The organism is Rhizobium mongolense subsp. loessense (assembly GCF_900099775.1).
In the GTDB taxonomy this organism is placed as follows: domain Bacteria; phylum Pseudomonadota; class Alphaproteobacteria; order Rhizobiales; family Rhizobiaceae; genus Rhizobium; species Rhizobium loessense.
Map to the genome: position 1 here is coordinate 37,202 of NZ_FMTM01000002.1, position 16,234 is coordinate 53,435.

The 16,234-nt window shown below is 59.4% G+C and carries 15 protein-coding genes and 1 pseudogene; 5 read left to right on the forward strand and 11 right to left on the reverse strand.

Features of this window, described 5'->3' with window-relative positions; translation table 11 throughout:
* Positions 1–150: 150 nt before the first annotated feature.
* Entirely contained in the window at positions 151–2,292 is a 2,142-nt protein-coding gene (locus BLP23_RS07870; RefSeq protein WP_092584353.1) for a TonB-dependent receptor, read from the reverse strand.
* A gap of 289 nt (positions 2,293–2,581) precedes the next feature.
* On the opposite strand from BLP23_RS07870, the gene BLP23_RS07875 reads away from it, so the two are divergent.
* The gene (locus BLP23_RS07875; protein WP_092584354.1) at positions 2,582–2,908 is read left to right on the forward strand and encodes a hypothetical protein; all 327 of its coding nucleotides are present in this window, start codon (positions 2,582–2,584) and stop codon (positions 2,906–2,908) included.
* 41 nt (positions 2,909–2,949) lie between these two features.
* Here the strand turns inward: BLP23_RS07875 and BLP23_RS07880 are convergent, their stop codons facing one another.
* Together BLP23_RS07880 and BLP23_RS07885 are read right to left on the reverse strand one after the other, a co-directional pair.
* The gene (locus BLP23_RS07880; RefSeq protein ID WP_092584355.1) at positions 2,950–3,909 is read right to left on the reverse strand and encodes a S1C family serine protease; all 960 of its coding nucleotides are present in this window, start codon (positions 3,907–3,909) and stop codon (positions 2,950–2,952) included.
* A gap of 202 nt (positions 3,910–4,111) precedes the next feature.
* Positions 4,112–4,603: a cupin gene (locus BLP23_RS07885; RefSeq protein WP_092584356.1), complete on the reverse strand. Its 492-nt coding sequence runs from the start codon at positions 4,601–4,603 to the stop codon at positions 4,112–4,114.
* 128 nt (positions 4,604–4,731) lie between these two features.
* On the opposite strand from BLP23_RS07885, the gene BLP23_RS07890 reads away from it, so the two are divergent.
* The gene (locus BLP23_RS07890; protein ID WP_407691772.1) at positions 4,732–5,298 is read left to right on the forward strand and encodes a DJ-1/PfpI/YhbO family deglycase/protease; all 567 of its coding nucleotides are present in this window, start codon (positions 4,732–4,734) and stop codon (positions 5,296–5,298) included.
* Positions 5,299–5,347: 49 nt separating this feature from the next.
* On the opposite strand, the gene BLP23_RS07895 is transcribed toward BLP23_RS07890, so the two are convergent.
* From BLP23_RS07895 to BLP23_RS07920, 6 genes are all read right to left on the reverse strand, one after another.
* Positions 5,348–6,391, reverse strand: coding sequence for a DNA topoisomerase IB (locus BLP23_RS07895; RefSeq protein WP_092584357.1), 1,044 nt, complete (start codon positions 6,389–6,391; stop codon positions 5,348–5,350).
* Positions 6,392–6,406: 15 nt separating this feature from the next.
* Positions 6,407–8,560, reverse strand: coding sequence for a glycogen debranching protein GlgX (gene glgX / locus BLP23_RS07900; RefSeq protein WP_092584358.1), 2,154 nt, complete (start codon positions 8,558–8,560; stop codon positions 6,407–6,409).
* Between the two features lie 77 nt (positions 8,561–8,637).
* Entirely contained in the window at positions 8,638–9,432 is a 795-nt protein-coding gene (locus BLP23_RS07905; RefSeq protein WP_092584359.1) for an SDR family NAD(P)-dependent oxidoreductase, read from the reverse strand.
* Between the two features lie 116 nt (positions 9,433–9,548).
* Complete coding sequence (gene pcaF, locus BLP23_RS07910; RefSeq protein WP_092584360.1) at positions 9,549–10,754, reverse strand: 3-oxoadipyl-CoA thiolase; 1,206 nt, start codon at positions 10,752–10,754, stop codon at positions 9,549–9,551.
* A gap of 10 nt (positions 10,755–10,764) precedes the next feature.
* Complete coding sequence (locus BLP23_RS07915; protein ID WP_092584361.1) at positions 10,765–11,469, reverse strand: 3-oxoacid CoA-transferase subunit B; 705 nt, start codon at positions 11,467–11,469, stop codon at positions 10,765–10,767.
* Complete coding sequence (locus BLP23_RS07920; RefSeq protein ID WP_092584362.1) at positions 11,466–12,173, reverse strand: 3-oxoacid CoA-transferase subunit A; 708 nt, start codon at positions 12,171–12,173, stop codon at positions 11,466–11,468. The genes BLP23_RS07915 and BLP23_RS07920 overlap by 4 nt, the downstream gene beginning before the upstream one ends.
* Positions 12,174–12,320: 147 nt before the next feature.
* On the opposite strand from BLP23_RS07920, the gene BLP23_RS07925 reads away from it, so the two are divergent.
* On the forward strand, positions 12,321–13,076 hold the full coding sequence (locus BLP23_RS07925) for an IclR family transcriptional regulator (RefSeq protein WP_092584363.1): 756 nt from the start codon (positions 12,321–12,323) through the stop codon (positions 13,074–13,076).
* 36 nt (positions 13,077–13,112) lie between these two features.
* On the opposite strand, the gene BLP23_RS07930 is transcribed toward BLP23_RS07925, so the two are convergent.
* Positions 13,113–13,994 (reverse strand): helix-turn-helix domain-containing protein, encoded by an 882-nt coding sequence (locus BLP23_RS07930; RefSeq protein WP_092584364.1) that lies wholly within the window; start codon positions 13,992–13,994, stop codon positions 13,113–13,115.
* A gap of 112 nt (positions 13,995–14,106) precedes the next feature.
* On the opposite strand from BLP23_RS07930, the gene pobA reads away from it, so the two are divergent.
* On the forward strand, positions 14,107–15,279 hold the full coding sequence (gene pobA, locus BLP23_RS07935; protein WP_092584365.1) for a 4-hydroxybenzoate 3-monooxygenase: 1,173 nt from the start codon (positions 14,107–14,109) through the stop codon (positions 15,277–15,279).
* A gap of 96 nt (positions 15,280–15,375) precedes the next feature.
* Positions 15,376–15,822, forward strand: a pseudogene (locus BLP23_RS07940) (ROK family protein); the annotation flags it as partial.
* 44 nt (positions 15,823–15,866) lie between these two features.
* Here BLP23_RS07940 and BLP23_RS35210 read toward each other — a convergent pair.
* Positions 15,867–16,115 carry a YjiS-like domain-containing protein gene (locus BLP23_RS35210; protein ID WP_092584366.1) on the reverse strand — a complete coding sequence of 83 codons (249 nt, stop codon included), beginning with the start codon at positions 16,113–16,115 and terminating at the stop codon, positions 15,867–15,869.
* Between the last annotated feature and the right edge of the window lie 119 nt (positions 16,116–16,234).

Sequence of the window (16,234 nt, forward strand, 5' to 3'; positions counted from 1 at the left end):
GTTGCCGCAATTTGGCTGATCGGCAATGATCGCTTTTACGTGTTTCGGTCAGTCGAGCTCCAAACGGCCGAAGCGCCGGCATTTGGCCGGCGCTTCGGTGCGTATATCACTAAGGTGGTTCGCCCGTCGTCGGAGGCACTCGCCGCGCCGTTAAAAATCAGTCGTCATCGAGACCTTCACCGTCAGCGGTGCTCCCTGCGAGATCGTGCCGAAGCTCGCGACGCCGGACCAATAATCGAGGTCGAAGACATTCTCGACTTCGGCGCGGAAGGTAACAGGCTTTTCGTTGATTTCGGTGTGATATCTGGCGCCGAGGTCAAGGCGCGTCCATGAGGGGATTTTCTGTGTATTCGCCGTGTTGACGAACTGCTCGTCCGTGTGGATGACATTGCCGGCAAGCGTCAGGCCCGGCATGAAGGGCGTATCCCACTCCGCTCCCACATTGACCTGCACCGATGGCACGCCAATCGGGGTATTGCCCTGGGTTGTTGCGCTGTTCGTTTTCGTCAATTCGCCATGAATGAAGGTCACGCCGCCAAGCACCCGGACCTCAGGCGTTACTTCGCCGAAGATGCTGAGCTCCACGCCGCGGTTGCGCTGCTCGCCGCCTTCGATGAAGACGAGATCACCGCCGCGCGTCTCAAGCTGACCGAAGGGCTTTTCGATCTGGAACGCGCTGACGGTTACCGCCACCCGTCCGAGGTCGATTTTCGTGCCGATTTCGTATTGTTTGGACCGATAGGGAGCGAGCGTCTCGCCGGCATTGACGGCTGTTGTGGGAGCGGTGTCGCCGACGCTCAGGCCTTCGACATAGTTGGCGTAGAGGGCGACGTTCTCCCAGGGCTTGACGACAATACCAGCGAGTGGGGTCACTGCGGCCTCATCGGAAGAGCTGGTGACGTCGCCTGTCACCGGACTAAAGTTTTCGGTATCGATATGCTGCCAGCGCCCACCCAGCGTCAACTGCACACGCTCGTCCAGCATTGACATCGTGTCGGAGAGAGCAAAACCGTAGAACGTGTTCTCGGACACCTTCGGCACATGGCTCGGTTGCGGCACGTCCTGTTCGGGGCGGGGAAGCGGATCAAACAGGTTGGTAAGTTGCGCGGTACCCGAGATCGAGCCTCGGTTGAGGGTCTGCTGGAGACCGCTGACCTGGAACGTGACGGTATGCTCCACGGCCTCCGTCTCGAACGCAGCCCTTATGCCTGTCTCGGCCGTGAGCCGGTCGACATCGAAAATGAAATTCTGCGGCGTAATGCTGACGTCGCCGGCGGAGTTAAGAATGGTTGGCGTGCCGAAAAGACGCTCGACGCGCGAATTGCCGCCGCCAACGGCACCGAACACTGTCACGGTGTCACTGAGATCATATTCGACGCGCCCCAGCCAGGACAGATCCTGGCTCTTCGACCACTCCCAAGATTCCTGAACATTTGACCGGCCATCTGGCGCGTCTGGAATTTCTATGCCGGCCATCGGAAAGAACGGACGCTGCGGAGCGTCGAAGTTTTCGCGCTGGCCAATGAAGTCGAGCGTCGCCCTTAGATCTTCGCCCTCGTAGTCGAGAGCGAGGGCGCCCACCGCAATGTCGCGCGACTGATTGTCGATCGGCGTGTCGCCACCGTGAAAACTGCCGTTGAAGCGCACACCAAACTGGCGTTCCTCGCCGAAACGGCGGCTCAGATCCAGATGGCTGCCGCCGTAAAGATCCGAAGCATAATCGGTTGTCACCCGCGTCAAGTCGACGTCTGAAGCGCGCTTCGGCACAATGTTGATGGTGCCGCCGACGCTGCTGTTCGGCGATATGCCGTAAAGAAGCGCTGTCGGCCCCTTAAGAATTTCCACGCGCTCTGCATAGTCCGTGAACAGGCGGTAGGTCGGAGCGACACCGAATACGCCGTCGAAGGCGACTTCGCCGAAGTTCCCCTCGTTGAGCGGGAATCCCCGGACATAGAAGGAATCGAGCATACCGCCGGACGCATGGGTGCTTCTCACCGATGGATCATTGGCCACAACATCGGCTACCGTCTGAGCGCCTTGATTTTCGATCGTCTCCGCGGTGTAGCTGGTAATGTTGAACGGCGTATCGATGAAGTCTCGGTTGCCGAGCAATCCAATGCGACCGCCGCGCGCCACCTGTCCGCCCGGATATTCGTCCAAAGCCGTGCCCATCGTCGATGTCGAAGACCCCGCCTTGAACTCGATGCGCTCCAGCGCCGTAGCATCTTGCGCCAGTGCGGCGCGGCTTACCGTCGCCAGCAAAACAGTCAGCAGTCCAACACGCAGTTCCATACACAGCCCCTCTGATGCGCGGACCAATCAAACACTTCGCCTGCCTCGACAGGTGCAAGATGCCTTTGGTTTGAGGGGTGTTAGATAACATGACTATGATTGTCAACATATTCGAAGGATCGAGCAATTTCGCTCCAAGGATTGGCGCTGCACAACCGCTTTTCACTGCCGCTGGTCTTTGACTTCGGTCGACGTCAGAGCTCACGATCTACTGCGTCTTTCACCTCGCGACCTTTTGGTGCCACCATGATCCGGCAAAGAGCCTCGTTCTGACGGCCGTTGCAGCAACATGCTTGACTATCTCCCCTTCTGGAAGAAGGTGGATCGGAGCAGCAACCGCCAGTATGTGACGACCCTTGCGGTCCTTCTCGCTCATCTTTCTCCCGCGCGTTCGATTGACGGCATGGAGGAGCCGCTCTTTCCCATTTATCTGGTGTACCGCGTCGTGCCGGAACTACCTAGGGCTCCGCTGGCAGCGCGCTACCCCTTCCGGCCCTTCATTTGCTGGCGATTGCGGGCGGCTTTATCGTCGAGCATTGATACCAATGACAGGCTGGCGCCGCTTCGCAACCTGCTCGCCACAACTGCAATAGAGCCGGAATTGCTGTCAGCATAGTTTCCGGCTGTCTCAATGATAGGACACACAGCTTTGGAGCGCTATGAGTGCCTGCGCTTGGGCCTGACCGTACGGTTTTCTATCCGGCCTGCCACCGAGAAGATCAGGAAGTCGCTGTCCGTCTCGATCCTTTCTCCGTCCATCAATCTCACGACGTCGTCGATGCCCGAAACCGGATGGCGGTCGATTGACAGGAGATAGTCGCCCTCCTGCAGCCCCGCCTTCTCGGCTGGGCTGCCCGGCTCGACGCGGCGAAGTCGCACAGCCGTCTTTTGCGCGATACCCGCTTCCAAAGCTATCCTTCGATGGAGCTCGACGGTGTCCGCAGCAATGCCGACATAGGCTCTGCGAACGTGACCGAAACGTAGAAGCTCGGAGACCACATGCTTTGCCGTATTGGACGCAACCGCGAACGCGATGCTTTGCGCGCCTTGGATGACCGCGGTGTTAACGCCGATCACCTCACCCGCAGACGACACCAGTGGACCGCCGGAATTGCCTGGGTTGAGCGCCGCATCGGTCTGGATGATGTCCTCCATCAAACGACCACTGGCCGCGCGCATCGACCGACCCAAGGCGGATACTATTCCTGCCGTGACCGTCCATTCAAAGCCCAGAGGATTACCGATTGCTATGGCGATATGGCCGCGCTTAAGGCTTTTTGAGTCTCCCAGTTTCGCCCAAACACCCGTCCAGTCGTTCGCGCGGATCAAAGCGAGGTCGGTGTCAGCATCGCGTCCTAGCACCCTGCCATCGACGACCGCTCCTTCCGGCGTGGTGATCCGGATATTCTTGGCGTCATCCACGACATGATTGTTGGTGACGAAAAGGCCGTCCGGCGAGATTGCAAAGCCCGATCCATGACCGGCACGCCCACCGGCTCTTTCGATCCGACTGACCGCAGGGCCGACAAGATCGACCGACGAAGACACTGCTAAAGAATAGGCATCCAGCAATCCGGTGTCCGAAGACGGCTGGATGTCGCGATCAATGAAGCCCATTGAAAAACTCCTCGGACGCAGGACGCGTCACGTTGATGACCGGCAGCGTCTACAAACGAGCAAGAAGCTGTCAGTTATAGGTTGATCGCAACTCAAATGATGCTCGCGGCCATGTTATTCAAGCCACTGACCGGCCCCCACACATTCCGTCCTCCCTCTGCCTCCAATTCAATCTCGGCGAGCGGCCAACAGTTCCGGTATTTCAGCGCCACAGCGCAATAAGCCCGCCGCTTCCGCCGGTAACGGGATCGGTGATTGGCGCGGCGAGGTCTTCAATCCGTTTCATTTGTTCCGGCGTTGGCTCGTCACGGCATAGGTCATAATCGGCTCCAGCCGGATAGGCACCGACCACCAGGAAATCGCTGCTTGCCGAAATCCGGCAATGGCCGGTTCCAGCAGGCAATACCGCCGCGTCGCCGGCATGGATTTCGATCTTGAGGCCCGTTGGCCCGCCGAGCATCAACGTCGCCGAACCGATTGCAAAGCCCAGCGCCTCATGGGTTTTCGAATGATAATGATGGAACGGATAGACGCCATTGCGCCACATATTGCCCCAGCCGTTTCGTCCAAACAGCGCTTCAAAGCCGGCTGCCCGGTCGCCACCCTTCAGCACGCCACGATAAAGGAGCAGCGGAAATGTCGGATTGTTCGGAATGACATTGCCGGGCTCAAGCCGGATTGCTTGGGGTTTCATATGTGAGCCTCCTCGTCCACTGAACGATAATCGCATTGCCTCCAGGGGTTCCCGAAAATCCGGGGAACCAACCGCGCTTCGGGTAGTTGTGCATATGCATCTCGAATTCAACAGGAGGAGGAAAGGACATGTCCTTGCCTTCCATCAGTTCTGCAAAAATTCTTGTTCTTGCAACTGACGGTTACGAGCGCTCCGAACTGCGGGTGCCGCATGAGGAGCTGAAAAGGCGTGGCGCCACCGTCAAGATTGCCTCTATCAAGGAGGGAAGCATCAAGAGCTGGAGCAAAGGCGACTGGGGCGATAGCATCAGTGTCGACCTTCTGGCTAGGGAGGTAAAGGTTGACGATTTCGATGCCCTCGTCCTGCCTGGAGGCCAGATCAATCCCGACAAGCTGCGCGCCGACGAGAATGCAATGCGCGTCGTCCGCGAATTCGTGAAATCCGGTAAGGTCGTCGACGCCATATGCCATGCGCCGTGGCTGCTTATCGAAGCCGACGCGTTGCGCGGCCGGCAGGCAACCTCCTACTGGTCGATCAAGACCGACGTGAAGAACGCCGGCGCCACCTGGAAAGATGAAAAGGTCGTGACCGACCAAGGCATCATCACCTCCCGTTCGCCGGACGATCTGGACGCATTCGTCGCAAAGATCGTCGAAGAGATCGAGGAAGGCCGTCACGAGAAGCGAGCCGCTTGATAGGACCTCCTGTTCGCTGAGCCCGCGCACCCCTGCGCGGGCTCTTTTTTTATGAGGCTTTGCGGACAGGCGCCTCCGCCGACTGCCGATCGCGAGACAGGAAATCGAGCAGGCGATTCTCTGCCGCCCGTAGCCCCCACAGCGGCTTAGCGGCAGGCAGAATCCCCTCGCCTCCAGAATAGTCCTTGTCGGCAAGCGCAATGATGGAAGGGTGAATGTAGCTTGAGCGCGAGATGGCCGCCGTGTTGTGCAACACGGCGGCTGAAGCCTCCGCCATGTCCTTGACGGTCGGCCGTTTGCCCCTTTCGAGCGCATTGCGCGCAACGGCGAAGGCGGCGAGCGAGCCGGCCCACGTCCGAAAGGTCTTCGCGGTGATCGCAATACCTGAAATTTCCGCCAGGTAGCTATTCAGACGCCCGGATTCGATCGGTTTCAACGTTCCCGTCCCGTCCTTCCAGACGAAAAGCTGGCGACCGGGGAGGTCGGCGATTTCTTCCAGCATCTTTTGCAATCTGGGATGCCTGAGGCTGCGCCGCACACGCTTTCCGCCCTTGGAACGAAATTTCAGTTCGATCCGGCCCTCCACCAGCGTGATGTGCCGCTTCAACAGCGTCGTTGCGCCATAAGTGCCGTTTTCCTTAAGATAGGCTTGGCTGCCGACGCGAAGATGGGCCTCATCGAGCAATGTCGTCAACGCCGCGAGGACACCGCGGACATTTTCCGCACCAACCTCAAGATCGCGCTGCACCTGCCGCCGTATCCTAGGCAAGGCGTGGCCAAAGGCGATCAGCTGATCGAATTTTGCGATGCTGCGGAAGGACTGCCAATCCTTGTGATAGCGATATTGCTTTCGGCCCCGTGCATCAAATCCGGTCGCCTGCAAATGGCCGTTTTCCTTCAGACATATCCAGACGTTTTCATATGCGGGAGGCAACCCGAGTGCGGCGATACGGTGCTTTTGCTGCGGCTCGCAGACCAACGAGCCGTCCGGTAGCCGATAACAGAAGCCGCGGCCCTTTCTCTGCCTGCGAATACCGGGTTCGGTGTCGCTCACATAAACCAGGCCAATGTCACTTAGGGCTTCAGCACTCATCGCTTTGTTCGATTGCTAACTGTTCCGGCGGCCGAAGTGAAACCAGCGCTGACGTTCGGTCTTTGTGGCATTCTTCGGTGGCACCGAGGCACCTTTCGGCGCAAAGACGGCAATGCTTTCGCGGTAGACCATCACCGGGTTTTCCGGATCGAATACCGTGAAGGGATCGTCGGCACCAGTGTCGACCACCCGCTGCCACGTCTTGATGCCGTTCACTCCCGGAAGCGTGACTTCGCAATCACCGCCCGCATTGAATACCATGAAGAGACCATCCATCTTTTCCGCATCGGATGCGAGGACACTCCGTGATACGTAAACGCTCAGCACCCGCAATTCGTTGTCGTTCCAGGCACCATCGTCCATGAAGTCACCATCCGGTTTGTACCAGGCGATTTCGATCCGTCCGTCCTCTGCGGTTTCACCTGTTAGGAAGCGCTCCTGCCGAAGCTCCGGCTGCGCCTTACGGAAAGCAATCATGTTCTGGCAGAAGGTCAGAAATGGATCGTCAAGCCCGCTCCAGTCGATCCAACCGATCTCGTTGTCCTGGCAATAGGCATTGTTGTTGCCGCCCTGGCTGTTGCCGACCTCATCACCTGCAAGGATCATCGGCACGCCCTGGCTGAGCAGCAGCGTTGCCATCATGTTGCGCCGCCGCCTGCGGCGCGCGTCATTGATATCGGCGTCGCCGGTCGCGCCCTCCACACCCATATTGTCCGAATGATTGTCGGAATGGCCGTCGCGGTTGTCCTCGCCGTTGGCCTCATTATGCTTGCCGTTGAAGGAGACCGTATCCATCAAGGTGAAGCCGTCATGAGCCGAAAGCAGATTGATGGACGATGTCGAGCCACGGTCCGAATGGTTGAACTGCAGCGCCGAGCCGGTAACGCGCTCTGCCATCTCCGACACCTGGCCACCGTCGCCTTTCCAGAAACGTCGAACGTCATCGCGGAATTTGTCGTTCCATTCGCGAAAGGGGTGGGGAAATCCGCCGACCTGATAGCCGCCTTCGCCGACATCCCAAGGCTCGGCAATCAGCTTCACGCCAGCAAGCATCGGATCTTGCCGAACCGCGCTGAAAAAGATGCCCTGCCGATCGAATTCCATATCCTGCCGCCCGAGAGTGCTCGCCAGATCGAAGCGGAAACCGTCGATGTGCATGGCGCCAACCCAATAGCGCAAGCTGTCGAGCACCATGCGCATCACCATCGGATTGGCAACGTTCAGCGTATTGCCGGTACCTGTCGTATCGAAGGTGTGGCGGGGATCGTCAGGCGAGAGGATGTAGTAGCTTGCATTGTCGAGGCCGCGAAAGGAAAGCGTCGGACCTTTCTCGCTGCCTTCGGCTGTGTGGTTATAGACCACATCCATGATCACCTCGATGCCGGAGGCATGAAACTTTCTCACCATCGTCTTGAACTCGGTTATCTTGTCGCTCGACATGTAGCGAGACTGCGGCGCAAAGAAACCGAGCGTCTGGTAACCCCAGTAATTGGTGAGGTGCTTCTCTTCCAGATAGCGGTCGTTCGGAAAAAACTGGATCGGCAGCAATTCGACGGCCGAGACACCAAGTTTCCTCAGATGATCGATGATCGGGTCGCTGCACATGCCAAGAAAGGTACCGCGCAATCTGTCCGGTACCTTCGGATGCGTCATCGTCATACCGCGCACATGCGTTTCATAGATGAGCGTTTCCGTCCACGGGCGCCGGATTGCCTCATCGCCGTCCCAGTCGAAATCGGGATCCTGCACCACGCCCTTCACCATGAAGGGCGCGCTGTCGCGTTCGTCGAAGGAGAGGTCGTCCTTGCCGATCGTATAGCCGTAGAGCGCGTCGTCCCATGTCAGATCGCCAACCACCTGCTTGGCGTAGGGATCAAGTAGAAGCTTGTTGGGATTGAAACGGTGGCCGTTTTTTGGATCATAGGGTCCGCTTGCGCGATAGCCGTAGACAGTGCCCGGCTTCAGACCGGCGATATAGCCCGACCAGATATCGCCCTCGCGCTTGGGCAACGGCATGCGTGCCATTTCCATTTTGCCGTCGTCGGAAAAGAGACAAAGGTCGATCTGCTCGGCGTGAGCGGAATAGACGGCAAAATGAGTCCCGGTCCCGGTATATTCGGCGCCCAGTTCCGGCTTCATGAAATCGAGTTCGGAAAAAGAAAAACTCATAATCACTCCGCTTGGTGGATCGCCAAGCGGGAAACGTTACCGCATTGCGAAAGTTCCCTGCGCCGGCGCCAAGGGCGCTACGGCATGAGCTGGCCGCCATTCACCTCGATGATCTGGCCGGTGATGTAACCTGACAGCGTAGGCGAAGCGAGGAACAGATAAGCGCCGACGCAGTCTTCCGATGTACCGACGAAGCCCATCGGAATGGTTTTGCGCTGCATCTCCATCTGGTCGTCGTTGGTATAGCGCTCGTGGAACGGCGTTGCGATGACGCCCGGCGCGACGGCGTTGACGCGGATGCGGTCGCCGACGAACTCCTTGGCATGGCCGCGCGTGATCGTCGAGACGAAGCCTTTGGAGGCCGCATAAAGAATTGCACCGTTGCCGCCGCCATTTCGTGCAGCAATCGAGGTGGTATTGATGATGAAGCCGCCCTGCTTCTTCAGCCAGCGATGCGCGGCGCGCGTTGCGGCAAGAACGGAACGGGCATTCAGATCCATTACCCTGGCATAATGCTCGTCGGTATATTCCGCGGTCGGCTTACGGCCAAGCATGCCGCCAGCATTGTTGATGAGGCCATCGAGATGCCCGAATGTCTTAGCGGTCTCCTCTACAACGCGTTCCGGCTCGCCTTCCTTTGAAACGTCGCCTTGCACCAGGTGCACAACGGTGCCAGTCGCTCTGATCTCCTCGGCAAGCCTTTCGGCCGGCTCGCGGCTTGCATTGTAGTGGATGCCAACCTTCATGCCCTGCGCCGCGAACGCCCGGGCAAGAGCCGCACCGATGCCGGTCGATGCACCGGTGATCAGCACCGCTTTGCCGTTCAGGTCAGGTATTTTTATGGACGCGAGTGATTGAGCAAGATCAGCCATGGCAGCAACAGCCTCCCGAAAAGACATGAAATAGACAGTGAAACGGATTTGACGAGCGTCTTAGCAGGCGAAATTGCGGTTAGACAACGCGCGAAAGCGAGAACCGCTGTGCGCCGTCAAACTCTTTCGAGAGCTATCGCAATGCCTTGGCCGACGCCGATGCACATCGTCGAGAGCGAAAAGCGCCCACCCGATTCGATGAGCTCCAGCGCAGCCGTTCCCGTAATGCGCGCGCCCGACATGCCAAGCGGATGGCCGAGCGCAATGGCGCCCCCATTGCGGTTGACGCGGGGATCGTCATCGACAATCCCAAGTTCGCGCAGCACGGCCAGCCCCTGCGAAGCAAAGGCTTCGTTGAGCTCGATGACATCGAACTGATCCTCAGTCATGCCGAGCCGCGCCATCAGCTTGCGCGATGCCGGAACCGGGCCGATCCCCATGACGCGCGGCGGAACGGCGGCGGCAGCACCGCCCAGGATACGCGCGATCGGCCTCAATCCGTGCTTCCGCGCCGCTGCTTCGGAGGCCAAGACCAATGCCGCGGCGCCGTCGTTGACGCCAGACGCATTACCGGCCGTGACCGTGCCGCCTTCTTTCTTGAACGGCGTGCCAAGCTTTCCCAGGGATTCCATCGTCGTTGCGCGCGGATGCTCATCCTTCTCGATTACCACGGGAGCGCCTTTGCGCTGTGGGATCACGACTGGCGTGATCTCCTTCGCCAGCCGGCCGTTTGCCTGAGCAGCGGCGGCCTTAGCCTGCGAACGCAGTGCGAAGCTATCCTGATCCTCGCGGCTGACCTTGTAATCCTCGGCGACGTTCTCGCCCGTTTCCGGCATGGAATCGACACCATACTGATTCTTCATCAGCGGGTTGATAAAACGCCAGCCGATCGTCGTATCGTAGATTTCGGCATTGCGCGAAAAGGCCGTGTCCGCCTTCGGTATCACGAATGGTGCGCGCGACATGCTCTCCACGCCGCCTGCAATCATCAGTTCCGCCTCGCCGGCCCGAATGGCGCGCGCAGCGGCGATGACCGCATCCATGCCCGAGCCGCAGAGCCGGTTGATCGTCGTCCCCGGGACTGCAATCGGAAGGCCCGCAAGCAGCAGCGACATCCGCGCCACGTTGCGATTGTCCTCGCCGGCCTGGTTGGCGCAGCCGAAAACGACGTCGTCGGCGGCCTCCCAGTCGATCGATGGGTTACGCTGCATCAGTGCTTTGAGAGGTACCGCCCCGAGATCGTCCGCGCGTACCGATGACAAAGAGCCGCCGAATCGACCGATCGGCGTGCGGATGTAGTCGCAGATATAGGCGTCGCTCATGGTTTCTTCCTCAAAGTTCCGGAACGACAAGGTCGGCAATTGGCCCTTCGACGTGGAGCGGCGCGCCGGTCATGGCCTGCAGTTCCTCCATCGAGATCGCCGCCAGCTTCTCACGCAGCACGAAATGTCCCTTCACAATGTCGACGATGGCGTGGCTCGTATAGACGCGCGTGATGCAGCCGACGCCGGTCAGCGGGAAGGTGCATCTGGCGACGAGCTTCGGCTCGCCGTTCTTGGTGACGTGTTCTGTAATGACAAAGACCTGCTTGGCGCCATGGACGAGATCCATTGCGCCGCCGACGGCCGGCACGCCCTTGCTGCCGACGCGCCAGTTGGCCAGATCTCCGCTCTGGGCAACCTGATAGGCACCGAGGATGGCGACGTCGAGATGGCCGCCGCGCACCATGGCAAAACTGTCGGCGTGGTGGAAGAAGGACGCACCAGGCCTCAGCGTCACCGGCCTCTTGCCGGCATTGATCAGATCCCAGTCCTCTTCGCCGACAGCTGGCGCTTCACCGAAGTTCAAGATACCGTTCTCGGTATGGAAGATCGCCTGCCGACCGGGCGGCTGGTAGCGGGCCACCATCTCGGGAAAGCCGATGCCGAGATTCACATAGGCGCCATCGGCAATATCCTGACCGGCACGCCAGGCGATCTGAGCATTGGAAAGCTTGATGTCTTCGCGAGTTGTCGGAGGTTGGGTATCGACGGTCATACGTAGGCCACTCCGGCTCGAACGAGCTCTTCTTCCTGCTGCGGATTGGATATCTCGACGAGACGATCGACGAAGATGCCCGGCGTGACGACATGTTCGGGATCGATCCCGCCCGCAGGCACGACCTTCGAGACCTGTGCGATCGTCTTTGCAGCCGCCATGCACATCAGCGGATTAAAGTTCCGGCCGGCTTTGTTGTAGGTGAGATTGCCGTGCAAGTCACCGATATGCGCCTTCACGATCGCAAAATCGGCCTTCAACCAGCGTTCCTGGACATAGTGCCTGCCATCGAATTCGGCGACTATCTTGCCTTCGGCAAGCTCGGTGCCGTAGGCCGTCGGCGTGTAGAAAGCCGGGATGCCGGCACCGGCGGCGCGGATGCGTTCGGCAAGCGTCCCCTGCGGCACAAGTTCCAGCTCGATCTCCCCGGCGAGGTATCTTTGCGTGAAGGCACGCGGATCCGAGGAACGCGGGAAGGAGCAGATCATTTTCCGCACCATGCCGGCGTCGATCATCGCGGCGATGCCGATGCGGCCGTTGCCGGCATTGTTGTTGATGACAGTCAGGTTCTTCGGTCCCTTGTCGATGAGGGCGTGGATAAGCTCGATCGGAGCCCCAGAACCGCCGAAACCACCGATCATGATGCTGGCGCCGTCACTGATTTCGCAGACGGCTTCCGCCGCGCTCCTGATTGTCTTGTCCATGCGGGATCTCTCCTTGCCGAATAGGCGGGACACGCTCCTCCCATGCCCATGATCACGAATAGTGCGAGACGAAATCAGCGGCAAGACATTTTGTGCGGTATTTGACTTTTGTTCATATATCGCACAGAATTCTGATTGGAGGTCAAAATGCGGGAAACGGATTTCGTCAGCGGCTTTGCCCGCGGCTTGAAAGTCATCGAAGCCTTCGGTGAGACGCACCAGCGTCTGTCGATCACAGAAGCGTCCAAGCTCGCCGGCCTTGACCGCGCCACCGTCCGCCGCTCGCTTCTGACGCTCGCAGAACTCGGCTATGCGGATTACGACGGAAAGTTCTTCACATTGACGCCGAAGATCCTGCGCCTCGGCCATGCCTATCTCTCGGCAACACCCTTGCCCCTGCAGATCCAACCGCATCTCGACCAATTGTCCGAAAAGGCCGGGCAGAGCGCCTCGGCCTCGGTTCTCGATGGCAGCGAGATCGTCTACATCGCCCGCGCCTCGCAACGCCGCGTCATGTCAATCAATCTGACGCCCGGCAGCCGCCTGCCTGCCTATTGCGCCTCGATGGGCCGCGTGCTGCTCGCAGCACTGCCTGAAAGCGAAGCGCGTGCTATTCTTAGCCGGACGGACTTGAAGCAGAACACGCCGAACACCAAGACCGACCCGGAAGACCTGATTGCCGAATTCCGCCGCATCCGGTCGAAAGGCTATGCCATCATCGATCAAGAGCTTGAAATCGGACTTTGCTCCATTGCCGTTCCGGTCGAAAACGATCGAGGTCAGACGGTTGCGGCAATCAACATCGGAGCGCCGGCAGCCCACGCCCCTGCATCGGAAATGGCCGGGCGCTATCTGCCTCTTTTGCAGGAGACGCAAAGGGCCTTGCGGCTGATTTTGCGATAGCGGTGCGAAAGCCCTTCGCCACAGGCCGACGCGAAGTCATACCCCGAGCCTCGTCCGCTCGGCCATACGCCATATGCGCGGCGTCTCGCCCGTCCGTTTCAGAAAGAAGCGTGAGAAGTAGGCCGGATCGGCAAAGCCCAACCGGTAGCCGATCTCCTGGACGCTGCCGAAGGTGAAGACCAGTTCGCGTTTTGCCTCGTCCGTCAGCTTGCGGGCAATAAGCTCGTGCAGACTATGTCCCGTTGAAGCCTTGACGATGCGGTTCAGATGCGTCGGTGAGATGCCGAGCGCGCGAGCGTAAAAGGCGGCCGGCTTATGTCCCCTTAGATGCTGCTGCATCAGACCGCTTAGAACCTCCATGCGTCGGCTATTCTCATCGGCCATCTCACGCTCGGTACCTTCGCAAATCCGCGCCGTCAGTTGCAGTGCGGAAGTCAGATAGGCATCCAGCAGATCGTTCCGGCCGCTCCGCCGTCCCGAAAATTCTTCTCCCAACCGCGTCAGCGTCTGCGCCACGTAAGCAGCATCCTCGTTTTGCATATCGAGCTCCGTCAGGTGCGGTTTCGCCAGCCACTCCCCGAACCAGCTGCGATCGCCCGGTGTGGCCTTCAGATGCGAGGCGAGCACCGTGATAACAAAGCCATCGATGTCCTTCGAAAAGCGGAAGCCGTGCCTCAGGCCGGGCGGTACGGTGATCACCGAGCGCGGATGGATTGCATGCCGCTCCTGGCCGAAGATCGCATCGCCCGATCCGGCATTGATGTACAAGATCTGAAGGAAGTTCTCATGCCGATGCAGCCGGATTTCCCAGTGATGAAGGCTGCTGCGCGATGGAATTGTCTCGCAATGCACCCAGAAATCCGGCTTCTTGCCGGCACTCTCGCCATAGAGCTCATAGGTCGGAACGAATTTCGTCATCGCACGCCCATCCCTTGATGTTCGATTTATGCAATTCCTCGGATGAAAAGTCCATTGCCGGGGCTGTCGCCTGAGAGGAGAATTTGACGAAAGACAAGCGCCGGGAGGAAGCATGCGCACACAGGTTGCGATTATCGGCTCCGGACCATCTGGACTTCTGCTTGGTCAGCTTTTGACGGAGGCCGGGATTGAAAACGTCATTCTGGATCGGGTCGGCAAGGACTACATTCTGGGACGCGTTCGTGCCGGGGTCTTGGAGGAAGGCACGGTTAATCTTATGGATCAGGCAAAGGCCGGCGCCCGAATGCATGCCGAAGGCCTGCCGCATGACGGCTTCTCGCTTGCCTTCGACGGTCGCGATCACCGCATCGATCTCTTTGGGCTTACCGGAGGAAAGCGCGTCATGGTCTATGGCCAGACGGAGCTCACACGCGACCTGATGGACCATCGCGAAAAGAGCGGCGCGTTGACGATCTACGACGCGGCTGACGTCCAGCCGCACGAGTTCAACGGCCGGCTCCCCTGCGTCACCTACAACAAGGACGGCACCACGCATCGTATCGATTGCGATTTCATCGCCGGCTGTGACGGCTTTCATGGCGCAAGCCGCAAAGCCCTTCCGGAAAGTTCGCTGCGCGCCTTCGAGAAGGTCTACCCCTTCGGTTGGCTCGGCATCTTGGCTGACGTGCCGCCGGTCAGCCCCGAGTTGATCTATGCCAACCATCCTCGCGGCTTCGCGCTCTGTTCGATGCGCTCGCAGACCCGCAGCCGCTATTACATCCAGTGCCCGCTCGATGAAAAAATCGAGAACTGGGGCGACGACCGTTTCTGGGCGGAACTCCGCCGCCGCCTTCCAACCCACCACGCAGACGCAGTGATCACCGCACCGTCGTTCGAAAAGTCGATCGCACCGCTTCGATCCTTCGTCTCCGAGCCGATGCGTTTCGGCCGGTTGTTCCTGGTCGGGGATGCCGCCCATATCGTCCCGCCGACAGGCGCCAAGGGCCTCAACCTCGCCGCCAGCGACGTACACTACCTTGTCGGCGGCCTTATCGAGCACTACCAGGATCGCTCGAATGCCGGTATCGATGCTTATTCCGAGCGCGCGCTCTCCCGCGTCTGGAAAGCCGTCCGCTTCTCCTGGTCAATGACGAGGATGATGCACCGGTTCCCCGATACGAGCGACTTCGACCAGAAGATCCAGGAAGCCGAACTCGACTATTTGACCCATTCGCAGGCAGCGGCGACAGCGCTTGCGGAAAACTATGTTGGACTTCCCTACTAGGCGAAGCGTTTCGCTTCAAGCGGTCCCGCTGAAAAGATCTCATCGGCCCGCTTGAGACGCTAGACGGCGGCCTCAGCTTCGGCCGGCAAGCTTGGCCACACGACCTCCGAATGCGGCCGGCGGGGATGCCTGATGGCGCATGCAGCCGAGCCCTACATGCTGGACCAATGGCAGAGCCGGTCCGGCTCTTCGATAAGCCGCGATGAGTTTGCCAGGTCCGTCGAACGTCAAGAAGATCTCGCACTTTCGATTTTGTCGGACGGTGGTTCGAGGATCGGACGACATCTGGCCGACATGGTCAATCTGTTCGATCCGGAGATCATCGTCGTGGGCGGAGAAGCCGTGCAATTCGGTGATGCGCTACTCGATCCGGTCCGCAAAACAATGGAGGTTTCACCAAGCCGGAATTGGTCGCCGACTGGGTTCCGAGTTCCTGGGCACGGGGCTGCCGCGCTCGCGACGCAGATCATTTTCGACTTCGAACGCTCACCGAGTGGTCGATGGGCTGCGGAAGCCCCGGGATTTGGCGGGATCGCTCGTTGAGCAGCTGCGCGCTCGACGCTCCCCCGGGCAACCGTCGAGCGGCATTATGCGCTACGAGTGTCTGTCTTCAGGCTAGATGCCAAACAACAACGATCCGCGGGTGCCAGGTGGCCGAAATCAATTTCCAAGCGGCTAACTCCTATGTCTTTCAGCAGGTGATCATTCAGAGCCGAAAGCGCACAACTGATGGCTGGCGGTTCCCCCCTGCCGCCAAACGTTCCAATGACGGCCCGCAATATCTTGAGCGGCATCCACTCCACCGTTCGGAGCGGCCGTTTTGTGGCTGACGTCATTTGCAATGCTCTCCAATTTGGTGCGGCTGCAATTTGCGAACTCTGCAGAGGTGGACGGCGTGAGGCTAGGCAATCACCGGTCCCTTTTGCCTTGGGCCGGCAAGTGAACTCCGCCGGAT